General features: G+C 62.8%; 11 protein-coding genes and 1 pseudogene. 7 read left to right on the top strand and 5 right to left on the bottom strand.

What is annotated here, in order from left to right; genetic code table 11:
- Positions 1–153 precede the first annotated feature (153 nt).
- Positions 154–2,262: a S9 family peptidase gene (locus tag J3P73_RS07705; RefSeq protein WP_207579850.1), complete on the top strand. Its 2,109-nt coding sequence runs from the start codon at positions 154–156 to the stop codon at positions 2,260–2,262.
- A 17-nt stretch (positions 2,263–2,279) separates the two neighbouring features.
- Positions 2,280–2,800: pseudogene (locus J3P73_RS07700) on the top strand (DUF1697 domain-containing protein).
- Positions 2,801–2,855: 55 nt separating this feature from the next.
- Here J3P73_RS07700 and J3P73_RS07695 read toward each other — a convergent pair.
- Positions 2,856–3,485 carry a TetR/AcrR family transcriptional regulator gene (locus J3P73_RS07695; protein ID WP_018070899.1) on the bottom strand — a complete coding sequence of 210 codons (630 nt, stop codon included), beginning with the start codon at positions 3,483–3,485 and terminating at the stop codon, positions 2,856–2,858.
- A 218-nt stretch (positions 3,486–3,703) separates the two neighbouring features.
- On the opposite strand from J3P73_RS07695, the gene J3P73_RS07690 reads away from it, so the two are divergent.
- Complete coding sequence (locus J3P73_RS07690; protein WP_130771261.1) at positions 3,704–4,651, top strand: homocysteine S-methyltransferase family protein; 948 nt, start codon at positions 3,704–3,706, stop codon at positions 4,649–4,651.
- A 46-nt stretch (positions 4,652–4,697) separates the two neighbouring features.
- Here the strand turns inward: J3P73_RS07690 and J3P73_RS07685 are convergent, their stop codons facing one another.
- Entirely contained in the window at positions 4,698–6,152 is a 1,455-nt protein-coding gene (locus J3P73_RS07685; protein ID WP_130771260.1) for a DHA2 family efflux MFS transporter permease subunit, read from the bottom strand.
- 246 nt (positions 6,153–6,398) lie between these two features.
- Between J3P73_RS07685 and J3P73_RS07680 the strand changes: the two genes are divergently transcribed.
- Together J3P73_RS07680 and J3P73_RS07675 are read left to right on the top strand one after the other, a co-directional pair.
- Positions 6,399–7,901, top strand: coding sequence for a protein adenylyltransferase SelO (locus J3P73_RS07680; protein ID WP_130771259.1), 1,503 nt, complete (start codon positions 6,399–6,401; stop codon positions 7,899–7,901).
- Between the two features lie 197 nt (positions 7,902–8,098).
- On the top strand, positions 8,099–10,438 hold the full coding sequence (locus J3P73_RS07675) for a glucose/quinate/shikimate family membrane-bound PQQ-dependent dehydrogenase (RefSeq protein WP_207579849.1): 2,340 nt from the start codon (positions 8,099–8,101) through the stop codon (positions 10,436–10,438).
- Between the two features lie 215 nt (positions 10,439–10,653).
- On the opposite strand, the gene bla is transcribed toward J3P73_RS07675, so the two are convergent.
- The 3 genes from bla to dmeR all read right to left on the bottom strand — a co-directional run bounded on the left by bla (position 10,654) and on the right by dmeR (position 13,131).
- The gene (gene bla / locus J3P73_RS07670) at positions 10,654–11,568 is read right to left on the bottom strand and encodes a class A beta-lactamase (RefSeq protein ID WP_018484397.1); all 915 of its coding nucleotides are present in this window, start codon (positions 11,566–11,568) and stop codon (positions 10,654–10,656) included.
- 146 nt (positions 11,569–11,714) lie between these two features.
- Positions 11,715–12,710, bottom strand: a complete 996-nt coding sequence (dmeF, locus tag J3P73_RS07665; RefSeq protein ID WP_130655008.1) for a CDF family Co(II)/Ni(II) efflux transporter DmeF — start codon at positions 12,708–12,710, stop codon at positions 11,715–11,717.
- A 148-nt stretch (positions 12,711–12,858) separates the two neighbouring features.
- Positions 12,859–13,131 carry a Ni(II)/Co(II)-sensing transcriptional repressor DmeR gene (gene dmeR / locus J3P73_RS07660; RefSeq protein WP_003546569.1) on the bottom strand — a complete coding sequence of 91 codons (273 nt, stop codon included), beginning with the start codon at positions 13,129–13,131 and terminating at the stop codon, positions 12,859–12,861.
- A 269-nt stretch (positions 13,132–13,400) separates the two neighbouring features.
- Between dmeR and J3P73_RS07655 the strand changes: the two genes are divergently transcribed.
- Both J3P73_RS07655 and J3P73_RS07650 read left to right on the top strand, forming a co-directional pair.
- Positions 13,401–13,895, top strand: coding sequence for a GNAT family N-acetyltransferase (locus tag J3P73_RS07655; RefSeq protein WP_075224819.1), 495 nt, complete (start codon positions 13,401–13,403; stop codon positions 13,893–13,895).
- Positions 13,896–14,055: 160 nt separating this feature from the next.
- On the top strand, positions 14,056–14,748 hold the full coding sequence (locus tag J3P73_RS07650; protein ID WP_075224818.1) for a molybdate ABC transporter substrate-binding protein: 693 nt from the start codon (positions 14,056–14,058) through the stop codon (positions 14,746–14,748).
- The last annotated feature ends 16 nt before the right edge of the window (positions 14,749–14,764 follow it).

The raw sequence follows: 14,764 nt of genomic DNA, 5'->3' as shown, positions 1-14,764 counted from the left end.
TTAAATATTGTGGTGACATCAAGGCAAGGTGGGCAGAGCGTCCTCCTTGTCTGTGGAAGGTCATCTGCGCCCTTGCCGCACCCTTGCCGCTTGATCCGGCGGCGGCGCGCCTCTATCTCTTGCCAACCCGACATTCCGACCCGGAGCCATTCCTTGTCCGTTTTCAAGAGCCTGCCGACACCGCCTGCCGCACCGAAGAAGCCCGTCTCCGATACGCGCCACGGCATTACCCGCACGGACGACTATGCCTGGCTGCGCGCCGACAACTGGCAGGCGATGTTCAAGGATCCGTCGATACTCGACCCTGAGATCCGCCGGCATCTCGAAGCCGAAAACACCTATATGAACGCGGCGATGGAGGACACCAAGCCGCTGCAGAAGGTGCTGTTTGCCGAAATGCGCGGCCGCATCAAGGAAGACGACAGCTCGGTTCCGATGAAAGACGGCGCCTATGCCTACGGCACCTTCTATGTCACCGGCGGCGAACAGCCGCGTTATTTCCGCATCGCCCGCGACGGCAATGTCGCCGACGAGGCGATCCGCACGGTGCTGCTCGACGGCGACAAGGAGGCGGCCGGCAAGGCCTATTTCCGCCTCGCCGGCCTCGACCATACGAGCGACCACAGCCGCGGCATCTGGGGCTATGACGACAAGGGCTCGGAGTTCTTCACGCTGCAGGTGCGCGACCTCGAGACCGGGCAAGACCTTGCCGACCGGATCGAGAATACCGGCGGCGGCGGCGTCTGGGCGCCCGACGGCAAGAGCTTCTTCTATTCGGCGCTCGACGAAAACCACCGGCCGTCGAAGGTGTTCCACCATATTCTCGGCCAGCCGCAGTCGGAAGACCGGCTGGTCTATGAGGAAGCGGATGCCGGCTTCTTCATGGGCGTCGGCGGCTCGCTGCTCGACGATTTCATCTATATCGACATTCACGACCACGAGACCAGCGAATACCGGCTGCTATCGACCAAAGACCTCACAGCCGAGCCGAAACTGGTGGCGGCACGCGAGGAAGGCATCGAATATTCGCTGACCGAAGGCGGCGACGTCTTCTACATCCTCACCAATGACGGCGGTGCCAAGGATTTCAAGATCATGGAAGCGCCGGTCGACAATCCGGTGAAAGAGAACTGGCGCGAAGTGGTCGCCCACAAGCCTGGCACGCTTGTTATCAGCCACATGGCCTATGCCCGCCATCTTCTGTGGCTGGAGCGCAAGGACGGGCTGCCGCAGATCATGATCCGCAATCGGGAGACCGGCGAGGAACATGCGATCGCCTTCGCCGAGGAAGCCTATTCGCTGGGGCTGCAGGGCGCGGCGGAATATGACTCGGATATCATCCGCTTCTCCTATTCGTCGATGACGACGCCGTCGCAGCTCTATGACTACAACATGGTGACGCGCGAGCGCACGCTGCTTAAGACGCAGGAAGTGCCGTCCGGCCACAATCCCGACGACTACGTCACCCGCCGTGTCTTTGCGCCGGCATGGGATGGCGAGAAGGTGCCGGTCACCCTGCTCTATCGCAGAGATACCCCACTCGACGGCAGTGCCCCCTGCCTGCTCTATGGCTATGGCGCCTACGGCATCACCATTCCGGCTGGCTTCAATACCAATTGCCTGTCGCTCGCCGATCGCGGCTTCGTCTATGCGATTGCCCATATCCGCGGCGGCAAGGACAAGGGATTTTCCTGGTACGAAGACGGCAAGATGGACAAGAAGACGAATACCTTCAAGGACTTCGTCGCGGCGGCCGATTATCTGAATCAACAGAAGTTCACGTCTTACGCGAAGATCATCGCCGAGGGCGGATCGGCCGGCGGCATGCTGATGGGTGCGGTTGCCAACATGGCGCCGGAGAAGTTCGCCGGCCTCATTGCCGCCGTTCCCTTCGTCGACGTGCTCAACACCATGCTCGACGACACCTTGCCGCTCACCCCGCCGGAATGGCCGGAATGGGGCAACCCGATCGACAGCAGGGAAGAATACGAGCAGATCGCATCCTACTCGCCCTATGACAATGTCGGCGCAAAAGCCTACCCGCCGATCCTGGCGCTCGGCGGCCTGACGGACCCGCGCGTCACCTATTGGGAGCCGGCCAAATGGGTAGCGAAGCTGCGCGACAAGACGACCGGCGGCGCGCCGATCCTGCTCAAGACCAACATGGACGCCGGCCACGGCGGCGCCTCCGGCCGCTTCCAGCGGCTGGAAGAGATCGCGTTTGAATATGCGTTTGCGATCAAGGTTGCCGGCAAGATGTAAAGGTTTCGGAGGAGCCGATGACGGTCTTTGTTGCATTGCTTCGCGCCGTCAATGTCGGCGGCACCGGCTCTTTGCCGATGGCCGAGTTGAAGACGATCTGCCAAGGCCTGGGCTTTTCCGACGTCAAGACCTACATCCAGAGCGGCAACGTGCTTTTCCGTTCGGATGAAGCGGAAAAGACGGTAGAGGAGCGGCTTGACGAGGCGCTCGGCAAGACGATGGGCAAGCGGCCGGGCGTGATGGTGCGCCGCCGCAAGGAACTCGATGGGATCGTTGCCGACGCGCCCTTTCCTGATGCCAAGCCGAACTTCCTGCTCGTCTATTTCCTGCCTGAAAAGGCGCCCGGCGATGCACTGCGATGGTGGCGCCCGACGGCGAGGAGGCGAAGCTCGCCGGCCGGGAAATCTATGTGCACTATCCCAATGGTTCCGGCCGCTCGAAGCTGAAGCTGTCGGCGCTGAAGCCGGGGACATCGCGCAATCTCAACACCGTGCGCAAGCTCGCGGACATGGCGGCGGCGATGGAGGACGGGGACTGAGGAGGTTAGCGCAATTCCGGACGCAAAACCGCTTCGCACTTTTGCTGGAATTGCTTTAGGCCCTCGGCATCGCTGCCACCGGCAGGAAGAGCATCCTCACGAAGGTGCGGAGCATCAGCACCTGCTCGGCCAGCGTGTTCGGTTCCTTCAGCGTCTTCGACAAAACGATGCCGCCTTCCAGGACGGAGGACACCATGTCGGCGAGCTGGTCGACGTCGACGGGTTCGCGCAGCGGATAGACAGCCACGATGTCCCGGAGCATGCGGCCGAAACGGCGCCGCCAGGCAAGCACCGCATTCCGGTTGATCTCCTGTATCTCCCGGTCGAACAGCCGTTCGTAATAGCAGATGCCCGCCACAAGGCAGCCGGGATGGCCGTTCGGCAGGTCGGAGAGCAGTTCGGAAAGCAGCTTCAGGCCGAGCAGGAAGGATTGCAGCGGATCGTCGGTCAGATCGCGCGCGCGGCTGAAGATCTCATCATAGATGCGCTCGTCATTTTCGATGTAGCGGTTGAGCAACGCCTTGGCGAGTTCGTTCTTGTCCCTGAAATGATAGAAGAAGCCGCTCTTGGTAATGCCGGTCTCGGCGATCAGCTCCTCGATGGAGGTGCCGCCGAAACCCTTCTGCAAGACTGCCGCTTCGGCCACATCGAGGATGCGGGTCCGCGTTTCCTCGCCCTTTCGCATGTCCCCTCCTGTACCGCCGGTACAGTTTTCAGCGCCACTCGTTCAAGCTTTCTTACGCCCCCGACGGCTTCGGCTGAAGCAAGCGATTGATATCAATCGGCAAAAGCCAAAACCGCCTGGAGTATACCGCAAGTCGCCTAGTTTGACAGCCGATTAAGCGCCAGAACATAATTCATCGACGGCAGCCAATCGGGGGCCGCGAGGGAGAGGCTTCAACAATGGCAAAGTACAGAAACGGTTTGCCGCAGCTCAAAGGCGGCACCTTCATTACCGACGGCGGCATGGAAACGACGATGATCTTCCAGGAAGGGATCGAGCTACCGCATTTCGCCGCCTTCATATTGCTGTCTTCCGAAGACGGGCGGCAACGCATGCGGAATTACTATCGCCGTTATCTCGATATCGCACGGCGGCACGGCACGGGCTTCGTGCTCGATACCGCCACATGGCGGGCCAATCCGGACTGGGGGCAGAAGCTCGGCTATACCAGCCAGGCCCTGAAGGCGGTCAACGAGAAAGCCGTCGACCTGCTCGTCGACTTACGCAGCGCCTATGAGCGGCCGGAGCAGCCGATCGTCATCAGCGGCGCGATCGGCCCGCGCGGCGACGGTTACAAGGCAGGCTTCATGGATGCGGCCGAAGCGGAAGACTACCACGCCTTTCAGATCGGGGCTTTTGCCGGCACGGAAGCCGACATGGTGAGCGCCTTCACGCTGACCAATATCGACGAGGCGATCGGCGTGGCGCGGGCAGCACAATCGCTCGGCATGCCCTCGGTCATCTCCTTCACGCTCGAGACGGATGGCCGGCTGGTGACAGGCCGCAGCATTCAGGAGGCGATCGAAACGACGGATGCGGCGACCGGCGGAGCCCCGGCCTATTACATGATCAACTGCGCCCATCCGACACATTTCGAAACAGCGCTCGATCCTGGAAGCACTTGGGTGAAGCGCATTTCCGGCATCCGCGCCAATGCCTCGACCATGAGCCACGAGCAGTTGGACAATAGCGAAACGCTGGATGCGGGCGATCCCGAAGATCTCGGCCGCCGCTACCGCAAGCTCATCGACCGCATGCCCGCGGTGCGTGTGCTTGGCGGCTGCTGCGGCACCGACCACCGCCATGTCGCGGCGATCTGCGAGGCATGCCTGCCGCAGGCGGCGTAACGACCTGAGAGGGAGGAGACGTTGTATCCGGCTAGGGTATGCCGTGTCAGCCTTTGGCGGCGGCGCCTTTCCTCTGTTTGGCCTTGTAGCCGGTGATCTCCTCGCCAGCAGTCGGCGAGAAGCGCAGGTTCCAGAAGGTCGCGGTGATCGAGATGATCGTGACGACGATGAAGGCTGCCGAGAAATCGCCAAGGGCCGGCGTCTCAGTGCCTGACAAGGCCATGGAGCCGTGCAGCGCCAAGGCGCCGATGCAGATGCCGAGCGACAGCATCAGCTGCTGGAAGGTGGTGTAGAAGCTCGTGGCCGAGCTCATCCGCTCCTTGCTGATCTCGTCATAGGCAATGGTGTTATAGGCCGTGAACTGGAATGACAGGAAGAAGGCGCTAAGCACCAGGACGACGAAGATCAGAGGCATCGGCCAGTCCGGCCGGAAGGCGGCACAAAGGCCATAGCCGATCGTCCCGAGGATACCGTTGAGGATGAGGCTCCTGCGGAAGCCCAGCCGGCGGAAGACAAACTTCGCCATCGGCTTCATGGCGAGAGCGCCAAGCGCGGTTGCGATGATAATCTGGCCGGCGGCGGCGGCAGACAGGCCGAAGCCGATCTGGAAGAGCAGCGGCAACAGGAAGGGCTGCGCCCCCTGGGTGATGCGCGTCAGCGAACCGGCGATGACCGACGTGCCGAAGCTCGGCACCTTCATCAGCGAGAAATCCATGATCGGCGACGGGTGCTTGCGGGCATGTCTGAGATAGGCGATGCCGAAGAGCAGGCCGATGGCGATCAGGAAGATCGAGAAGGCGCCCTCGCCTTCATGGCTCGACATTTCGAAGCCGAAGAGCAGCGAGCCGAGCGAGATGCCCGAGAGGACGAAGCCGATCGTATCGAACGGACCACTTGCCTTGCCCTTTACCTCGTCGATGTAGATCGAGACGAAGATCATACCGATGATGCCGATCGGCACGTTGATATAAAAGATCCAGCGCCAGTCGAGATAGGTGACGATGAAGCCGCCGAGCGGCGGGCCGACAATCGGGCCGATCAGCGCCGGCACCAGCAGCCAGGACATGGCGCTGACCATATCCTTGCGGTCGACGCTTCGCATCAGCACCAGGCGCCCGACCGGCATCATCATCGCGCCGCCGATGCCCTGAAGCAGCCGCGCCAGCACCAGGAAGGACAGCGTCGGCGCCAGCGCGCAGAAGATGGAGCCGACGACGAAGACCGCGATCGCCGAGCGGAAAACGGTGCGGGAGCCGAAACTGTCGGCCATCCGGCCGCTTGCCGGAATGAAGATCGCAAGGCTCAAGAGATAGGAGGTCAGGGCGATCGACATGGCCGGGGCGCTGACGCCGAAATCGCGCGCCATGGTGGGCAGCGCAGTCGCAAGCACGGTCGCATCGATGTTTTCCATCAGCATCGCACTCGCGACAATCATCGCGATCACCCGGAAATTGGGCGTGGCGCGCCGAACCATCGGCGCCTGGTAAATCTGATCCGACATCGTCCGGGATCACTCGCGGTGGCGCGGCGGAGCACACAAGGCAGCAAGGCCGCGGGGGGATGACATGGCGCAAAGCCAAGGGGAGACGATTTGCTATACGCCCGCGATCATGGCGGCGCTATGTCGTTTATGGCAAAGCTGCTTTGACGAGAGGTAAAGGCAGATCACGATTCCTTGCATGGGTCTGATCTTCGTGAAGGTCTTCCCCGGCTTGCGCGGCATGCATCCTAGCCCTACCTATGAACCATGACCTCCGCCCTGCAGAAAAACCGGCCCGGTGCGGCCTTTCCGTTCGACAACAGCTATGTTGGTTTGCCGCCGCACTTCTTTGCGGCGCAAGTGCCGACTGCGGTGGCGGAGCCCTGGTTGATCAAGCTCAACGAGGCGCTCGCCGCCGAACTCGGGCTCGACGTCGAGGCCTTGCGCCGCGACGGCGCGGCGATCTTTTCCGGCAATCTCCTTCCCGAAGGGGCCGAGCCGCTGGCGATGGCCTATGCGGGGCATCAGTTTGGCGGCTTCTCGCCGCAGCTCGGCGACGGGCGGGCGATCCTGCTCGGCGAAGTGGTCGACCGCAACGGCAAGCGCTACGATATCCAGCTGAAGGGCGCCGGGCCGACACCGTTTTCGCGCCGTGGCGATGGCCGGGCGGCACTCGGACCGGTGCTCAGGGAATATATCATCAGCGAGGCGATGTTTGCCCTCGGCATTCCGGCCACGCGGGCGCTGGCGGCGGTGACGACAGGCGAGCCGGTCTATCGCGAAGAGGTGCTGCCGGGCGCGGTTTTCACCCGCGTCGCGGCAAGTCATATCCGCGTCGGCACGTTCCAGTATTTCGCGGCCCGGGGCGACACCGACGGCGTGCGGGCTCTGGCCGATTATGTGATCGACCGGCACTATCCCGCATTGAAAGAGGCCGAGAACCCCTATCTCGCGCTTTTCGATGCGGTCTGCGAACGCCAGGCGGCGCTGATTGCCCGCTGGCTGCATGTCGGTTTCATCCATGGCGTGATGAACACGGATAATATGACCGTCTCCGGCGAGACGATCGATTTCGGCCCCTGCGCCTTCGTGGATGCCTATGATCCGGCGACCGTCTTTTCATCCATCGATCAGCATGGGCGTTACGCCTATGCCAACCAGCCCGGCATCGGCCAATGGAACCTCGCAAGGCTCGGCGAAACGCTGCTGCCGTTGATCGACGCCGAGCCCGACAGCGGCGTCGACAAGGCGAATGTCGTGATCAAGAGTTACGGCGAACGGTTCCAGGCGCATTGGCTGGCCGGCATGCGCGAAAAGATCGGCCTTGCCGGCGAAGAGGACGGCGATCTCGACCTGGTGCAGGCGCTGCTGTCGCTGATGCAGGCGCAGGGTGCCGATTTCACTCTGACCTTCCGGCGGCTGTCGGATCTTGCCGGCGATGACGCAGCAGAGCCCGAATTTGCGGCGAGTTTCCGCGAGCCGGACGCCTGCGGCGCGTGGCTGACGCAGTGGCGCGAGCGGCTGTCACGCGATCCGCAGACGGCCAGTGAGCGCGCCATTGCCATGCGCAGCGTCAATCCGGCCTTCATTCCGCGCAATCACCGGGTCGAACAGGCGATCGAGGCCGCCGTCGAGAACGGCGATTTTTCCCTGTTCGAGGCGCTGCTGGGCGTGCTTTCGAAACCCTATGAGGATCAGCCTGGCTTTGCCGCCTATCGGGAACCGCCGAAGCCCGACGAACGGGTGCTTGCGACCTTCTGCGGAACGTGACGGGCGCTCTCGCCCGTTTTGGTGGCGCAGTTACGCCATAGCGATCCGCTTCCATCCGGCCCGACGCCCCGTTCGGCGCACCGGCACCCTGCGGCAATTGTGGCCGTTGAAAGGCATCTCCTTCGCGCTATCTGCCGGATCGGCGGGACTTTTCCGCCGATCCTCCACCCCGGCTAACCTCAGCGGGAGACAGCCTTATGGCGATCGTCATCACCTCCATTTTCTTCATCATCATCGGGCTGGCTCTTGGCGGCGGCGGGCTGTGGCTCGTCACGCTCGGTGGCAGCGTCTTCTATCTGTTCGCCGGGCTGATGTTCCTGATCACCGCCGGGCTGCTGCTGGTGCGCAAGGCGGTGGCGCTCTGGGTCTATGCGGTGCTCGTCGTTGCTGCGCTCGCCTGGGCGATCTGGGAGGTTGGCTTCGACTGGTGGCAGCTCGGGCCGCGCGGCGGCATGATCATCCTGCTCGGGCTCTGGCTGCTGACGCCATGGATCCGCCGGCCACTCGGCCTGCGCAGCCCGACGGGCATCGCCTACGCCGCGAACCCCTGGCCGCTCGCCGTGCCTGTCATCCTCGCCATCCTCGTCGCCCTCTATTCGATGACGACCGACCCGCATGACCTTGCCGGCGAGCTGCCTAAGGATACAGTTGCCGCCAACCCCGCCTTCGGCGGCAGCGTGCCGGATGGCGAATGGCATCAATATGGCCGCACGGCCTTCGGCCAGCGCTATTCGCCACTCGACCAGATCACCGCCGAGAACGTCTCCACCCTCAAGGAAGCGTGGCGATACCAGACCGGCGACGTCAAGCGGCCGGACGATGTCGGCGAGACGACCTATCAGGTGACGCCACTCAAGGTGAAGGACACGCTCTATCTCTGCACGCCGCATAACTGGGCGATCGCGCTCGACGCCAAGACCGGCAAGGAGAAATGGAAATACGACGCCAACTCCGGCATGAACCCCGACCGGCAGCATCAGACCTGCCGCGGCGTCACCTATTATGCCTATCCTGCCGTTGCCGCCGGCCAGCCCTGCGCCGAACGCGTCTACCTGCCGACCTCCGACGCCCGGCTGATCGCGCTCGATGCGGCGGACGGGAAGGTCTGCACCAGCTTTGCCGACCAGGGCGTGCTGCATTTGGAAACCGGCATGCGCTACAACCCGGCCGGCTATTATTATTCCACCTCGCCGCCGGTCGCGGTGGCGGGCAAGATCATCGTTGGCGGGGCGGTGAACGACAATTATTCGACCGAGGAACAATCCGGCGTCATCCGCGCCTTCGACATCAACACCGGCGCGCTGGTCTGGAACTGGGATTCCGGCAATCCCGATGTGACGACGCCGATCACCGGGGACCAGACCTACACGACCAACTCGCCGAACAGCTGGTCGGTCTTCAGCGTCGACGAGGCGCTCGGCATGGTCTACATCCCGCTCGGCAACCAGGTGCCCGACCAGATCGGCATCAACCGCAGCGACAATGTCGAGAAATTCTCCTCCTCGATCGTCGCGCTCGATATCGCCACCGGCCAGATGCGCTGGGTGCGCCAGACGGTGCATCACGATCTCTGGGACATGGACGTTCCGGCCCAGCCGGCGCTGATCGACCTGACGAAGCAGGACGGCACGACCGTTCCCGCCCTCGTCGGCCCGACCAAGCAGGGCGATATCTATGTGCTCGACCGGCGCAGCGGCGAACCGATCATTCCGGTCAAGGAAATCCCGGCGCCTGATGGAGCGGTCTCGGGCGACCGGACCTCGCCGACACAGCCGATCTCGGACCTCACCTTCTCGCCCGAGCAGCTTCAGGAAAAGGACATGTGGGGCGTGTCGCTGTTTGATCAGCTCGCCTGCCGCATCGACTTCCACCGCTACCACTATGAGGGCCGCTACACGCCGCCTTCGCTTAAAGGAACGATCGTCTATCCCGGCAATTTCGGCACCTTCAACTGGGGCTCGGTGGCAGTGGATCCGGAGCGGCAGATCATGTTCGGCATGCCGACTTATCTCTCCTTCACCTCACGGCTGGTGCCGGCCGCCGACATTCCGCCGCGAGGCCAGGACGAGAAGGGCAGCGAACAGGGGCTCAACCGCAATGACGGCGCGCCCTACGGCGTCTTCATGGGCCCCTTCCTCGGACTGCTCAAAATCCCCTGCCAGGCGCCGCCGTGGGGCTATGTTGCGGGCGTCGACCTGCGCACCGGCAAGATCGCCTATATGCATAAGAACGGCACCGTGCGTGACATGACGCCATTGCCGCTGCCCTTCAAGGTGGGCGTGCCGGGGATCGGCGGGCCGATGCTGACCAAGGGCGGCGTTGCCTTCCTGGGGGCTGCGGTCGACGACTACCTGCGCGCCTATGACGTGACAAACGGGCGAGAGCTCTGGCAGGCGCGGCTTCCCGCCGGCGGCCAGGCGACGCCGATGACTTATACGGCTGATGACAACAAGCAATATGTCGTCATGGTCGCCGGCGGCCACGGCTCGGTCGGCACCAAGCCCGGCGATTACGTGATCGCCTATACGCTGCCTTGATCGGGAGCCCTCCTCCAGCGGGACAAAGGCCCCTCCCCAACCCCTCCCCACAAGGGGAGGGACTAACCCGTGGCGGGTCCCTGCCGCCAAAATACGTCGCCACATGCTGCATCGTCAGGAATGAAATGCGATGGGTGCCACACAGCAGCCCCTCCCCCCTGGGGAGGGGTTTTCACACGCGACAACTGTCGATCACCCCCTTCGCATTTTCCCACTCACACCATCTCGACGACCATGCGGCCGACTTCGGCAAAGATCGGGTTGAGCTCCTTCACCGGCACGGTCGTCTCGCTGATATAGACGGCAGCGACGATCGGGCCGCGATCCGGCGGCCAGATTACCGCGATATCGCCGAGCGAGCCGTTCGGGCCGGTGCCGGTCTTGTCTCCGACCTTCCAATCCGCAGGCAAGCCGGCCCGCAGCCGTTCCTTGCCTGTGGTGCTCGCCACCAGCCAGGCGATCAGCCTGTCTGAGGAGGCTTCGGTGAGGACCGAGCCGAGCGTCAGGTTGCCGAGCGTGTCGAGCATCGCATCCGGGGTCGTCGTGTCGCGCGGATCACCCTTCCGGCCCTCGTTCAACGTCGGCTCGGTGCGGTCGAGACGCGTCGTGCCGTCACCGATCGAGCGCAGCCAATCGGTCAGCCCGGCCGGACCGCCGAAACTTTCGAGCAGCAGGTTGCCGGCGGTGTTGTCGCTGACGGTCACCGCCGCCTCGCAGAGTTCGGCAAGGGTCATGCCATCGGTTCCGGCATGTTTTTCGCTGATCGGCGAATAATCGACGAGCTTGTCCTTGCCGTAGCTCACCCGCCGATCGAGGTTCTCCTCGCCCTTGTCGGCCCGGGCAAGCACGAAAGCGGCGGCCAGCGCCTTGAAGGTGCTGCACATCGGAAAGGCCTCGCTGCCGCGATAGCCGAAGGAGATGCTCGTCTCGGTGTCGAGCACCGAGACCCCGAGGCGGCCGCCGGTGCGTTTTTCCAAAGCGGCAAGGCGGTGTTCGATATTGTCCTCGCCCTCGCCGGCACTCTCTTTGGCACTCTCCTTGGCCCCCTCCTCGGCATTGGCTCGAAGCGTCAGCACGGGCAGGCACAATGCCGAGCCTATCAGCATGCGGCGGGTCAGACTGAGATCCATGAAATCCTCCGGCGAATCAGGAGGACAGAGCTAAGCAGCGATTGCGGCGACTTGTCGTCCCCGCGGCGATGTTAATCGTCCGCCGAGCGATGCTAATCGTCCGTCGGGCGATCTTGTCGTCCGCCGAGCGTCTCCGCCCGCCCCGATCATGCGGCACGCGTGACCTCGACCGTCACATGCGACAATTCCTCCAGCGCCGAGAGCCTGCCCTTGTAGAAAGCCGGATCGCGCGGCTGCGAGGTGAGGACGGCGACGATTGCGGCATGATGGCCGGGGCCGACCTGCCAGACATGCAGATCGGTGATCCGGTCGTCCTCCGTCTCGATGGCGCCGCGGATTTCGGCCGGCAGCGTCTCGCCTTCGGAAATGACGTCGAGCAGGACGCCGCCGGAAGATTTCATCAGGCTCCAGGACCAATTGGCGATCACCAGCCCGCCGACGATGCCCATCAGGGGATCGAGCCAGAGCCAGCCATAGAGGCTGCCGAGCGTCAGCGCCGCGATGGCGAGTACCGAGGTCAGGGCATCGGCGATGACATGCAGATAGGCGGAGCGGATATTGTTGTCGCCAGTCTTTGCGTGGTGGGCACCGTCGCCATGACTGTGATGCGCATGGTGGCCATGCCCGTGATGGCCATGGTGATGGTGCGCATGATCGCCATGCGCGACATGGCCGCCGCCAGCCAGTAGCCAGGCGCTGACCAGATTGACGGCAAGGCCGATGACCGCCACGGCGATCGCCTGGGCAAAACCGATCGGCACGGGATTGGAAAGGCGCAGCATGCTTTCCCAGGCCATGAGCAGGGCGATCAGGGCAAGGATGATGGCGCTGGCGAAGCCGGCGAGATCGCCGAGCTTGCCGGTGCCGAAGGTGAAACGCGGATTGCGCGCCTGCCGACGGGCGAAGAGATAGGCGAGTGCGGAAATCAGCAGAGCACTGGCGTGGGTCGACATGTGCCAGCCATCGGCGACCAGGGCCATGGAGCCGTAGACGGTGCCGGCGGCGATTTCCGCCACCATCATCACTGCCGTCAGCGCAATCACCAGCCAGATGCGCCGCTCGTTGCGCGTATGATCGGCGCCGAGGAAGACATGATCATGTTCCAAGGCATTGATTCCAGCCTTCTCGATTCCGGCACTCATGACAGGCTCCTTCGTCGCCGCGCTTAGAGCGGTTCAGCGTTTCATGAAAACGCAGAACCACTCTAAGCTTTTGTTTTTACGCAATTCTCGGCAAAACCGCTTCGCGCTTTGCCTGGGAAAACCGCTTCACACTTTTGCTGGAATTGCTCTAGCGCATATAGGTTCTCAAGACTTCCGATATTTCCTCGACCGCCTCCGCCCTTGCTGCATCGTCGGCCGCATTCAGCACATGCTCACGCAGGTGATCGTCGAGAACCTCGCCGGTCAGCCCGGTCAGCGCGCCGCGGATCGAGGCGAGCAGTTGCAGGATCTCGCCGCAGGGGCGCTCAGCCTCGAGCGCGCGCTCGACCGCCTCCATCTGCCCCTTCAGGCGGCTGATGCGGGCGACGAGCTTCTTTTTCTGCAGGGTGGTGTGGGACATGATGGGTTCTCATATAATATAGGGGGGTATGTTATCAAGAGCGAAGCCGGGGTTCAATGCCGGTGATGGGCTCCGATCCGCCATTGACAAAGCCCGCGTTTCCGACGATCTATGATCCATGATCAAGAACGCGCACCAGAGCCGCTCGTATTTTTGGCTGTACCTGTAAAGGGCGGCTGGACAAGATCATATTGTCAACAAGCCGCCGTCAGGCGGCTTTGTTGTATCGGCAGCGTCCTGACGGCAGAATATCAAAGGACGCGAAGACCATGACCGAAATCGAAGACAGCGAAATTTCACTGATGCGCCCATCGGTGGTGACGATCCGCGCCGCCAAGCCGCGCGACCTGCCCGAACTCGGCGAGATGATCGCCCTGCTTGCCACCCATCATGGCGATGCGGCTGCCACAACGGCAGAGCAGCTGGAGCGTGACCTCTTCGGCCCGCTACCCTGGATCAATGCGCTCGTCGCCGAAACCAGCGAAGGGCTGATCGGCTACGCCATTCTCGTGCCGCTCTACAGGGCGCAGGAAGGCAAGCGCGGCATGGACCTGCACCACCTCTTCGTGCGTGACGGCCATCGCGGCCACGGCACTGGCCAGTTGCTCGTCGACCGGGCGCGCGAGACCGCGCGCAATGCCGGCTGCGGCTACCTCTCCGTCAGCGCCGCGACCGGAAACGTGCTGGCGCACCGCTTCTACGAACAGCTGGATTTCACCGCCCGTCCGGTGACCGGCATGCGCTATATGCAGTCGATCGCTTGAGAAGAGCGTTCGATAAGTGCATTCCCAGCATGGCCCTTGGATGATCCATTCGGTGTCGGTTTGTTTCGGAAGCCGACACGATGGGCCATGGGATGGCCAGGCAGCCGTGGAATGACGCGCATTGCAAGGAAGGTCGTTTCAACCGATTGCAGGTTAGACCATGAATCAGCAAATCCGGCTTTTTGGCGCTATTGCGGTTCGACCCGCCGTTCTTCCTCTCATATCCCCGTTCGAAACGGCCACGGGATTCACGGTTGCGGTCAAGTGGGAGCTCAATCCTGTCGTAAAGAAGCAGATTGAAGCGGGGGAAGCTTTTGACGTCGTCATCACCAATCCGAACCTGGTTCAGGATCTGACCGCCTTGGGGAAAGTCAAGGCGGGGAGCCAGGTAGCGTTCGGCCGGATAGCAATGGGGGTGGCGGCCAAGGCAGGCAGCCGACCGCTCGGCATTGGGTCCGTGGAAGCATTTGCGCATGCGTTGAAGAGCGCCAGATCAATCGCCTACGCCAGTGAAGGAACCAGCGGCGGCTACTTCTCCGGTTTGCTGGAACGCTTGGGAATAGCAGATGAGGTCAAGCCCAAGCTGGTCGCCATATCAGGAGGGCAGACAGCACCGGCCGTCGGCCGTGGTGAGGCCGAGTTGGGGGTTGTTCCCGTGACATCGATTCTCGCCGCGGCTCCCGAGGTGATGCTTGTCGGTCAGTTTCCGGCAGAACTCCAAAGTTACATCGACTTCGACATCGGCATCAGCGCCGATTCAAAGGACGCAGAAGCTGCCAAGCAGCTGTCGGAATTTCTGACGTCGACGGCGGTTGACGATATCCTGGCGGCAAAGGGCGTCGAACGCCGCTAAAGAAGCGCGGGTTCTT

Origin of the sequence: Rhizobium ruizarguesonis (assembly GCF_017357285.1) — a bacterium.
GTDB lineage: Bacteria > Pseudomonadota > Alphaproteobacteria > Rhizobiales > Rhizobiaceae > Rhizobium > Rhizobium ruizarguesonis.
The sequence above is the reverse complement of the archived record's forward strand: the minus strand, read 5'-3'. Positions and strand labels throughout refer to the sequence as shown.

Coding starts and splice junctions, on each gene's coding strand:
- J3P73_RS07655 (WP_075224819.1), top strand. CDS start 13,401: ATGACCGAAATCGAAGACAGCGAAATTTCACTGATGCGCCCATCGGTG.
- dmeR (WP_003546569.1), bottom strand. CDS start 13,131: ATGTCCCACACCACCCTGCAGAAAAAGAAGCTCGTCGCCCGCATCAGC.
- J3P73_RS07675 (WP_207579849.1), top strand. CDS start 8,099: ATGGCGATCGTCATCACCTCCATTTTCTTCATCATCATCGGGCTGGCT.
- dmeF (WP_130655008.1), bottom strand. CDS start 12,710: ATGAGTGCCGGAATCGAGAAGGCTGGAATCAATGCCTTGGAACATGAT.
- J3P73_RS07680 (WP_130771259.1), top strand. CDS start 6,399: ATGACCTCCGCCCTGCAGAAAAACCGGCCCGGTGCGGCCTTTCCGTTC.
- J3P73_RS07690 (WP_130771261.1), top strand. CDS start 3,704: ATGGCAAAGTACAGAAACGGTTTGCCGCAGCTCAAAGGCGGCACCTTC.
- bla (WP_018484397.1), bottom strand. CDS start 11,568: ATGGATCTCAGTCTGACCCGCCGCATGCTGATAGGCTCGGCATTGTGC.
- J3P73_RS07685 (WP_130771260.1), bottom strand. CDS start 6,152: ATGTCGGATCAGATTTACCAGGCGCCGATGGTTCGGCGCGCCACGCCC.
- J3P73_RS07695 (WP_018070899.1), bottom strand. CDS start 3,485: ATGCGAAAGGGCGAGGAAACGCGGACCCGCATCCTCGATGTGGCCGAA.
- J3P73_RS07650 (WP_075224818.1), top strand. CDS start 14,056: ATGAATCAGCAAATCCGGCTTTTTGGCGCTATTGCGGTTCGACCCGCC.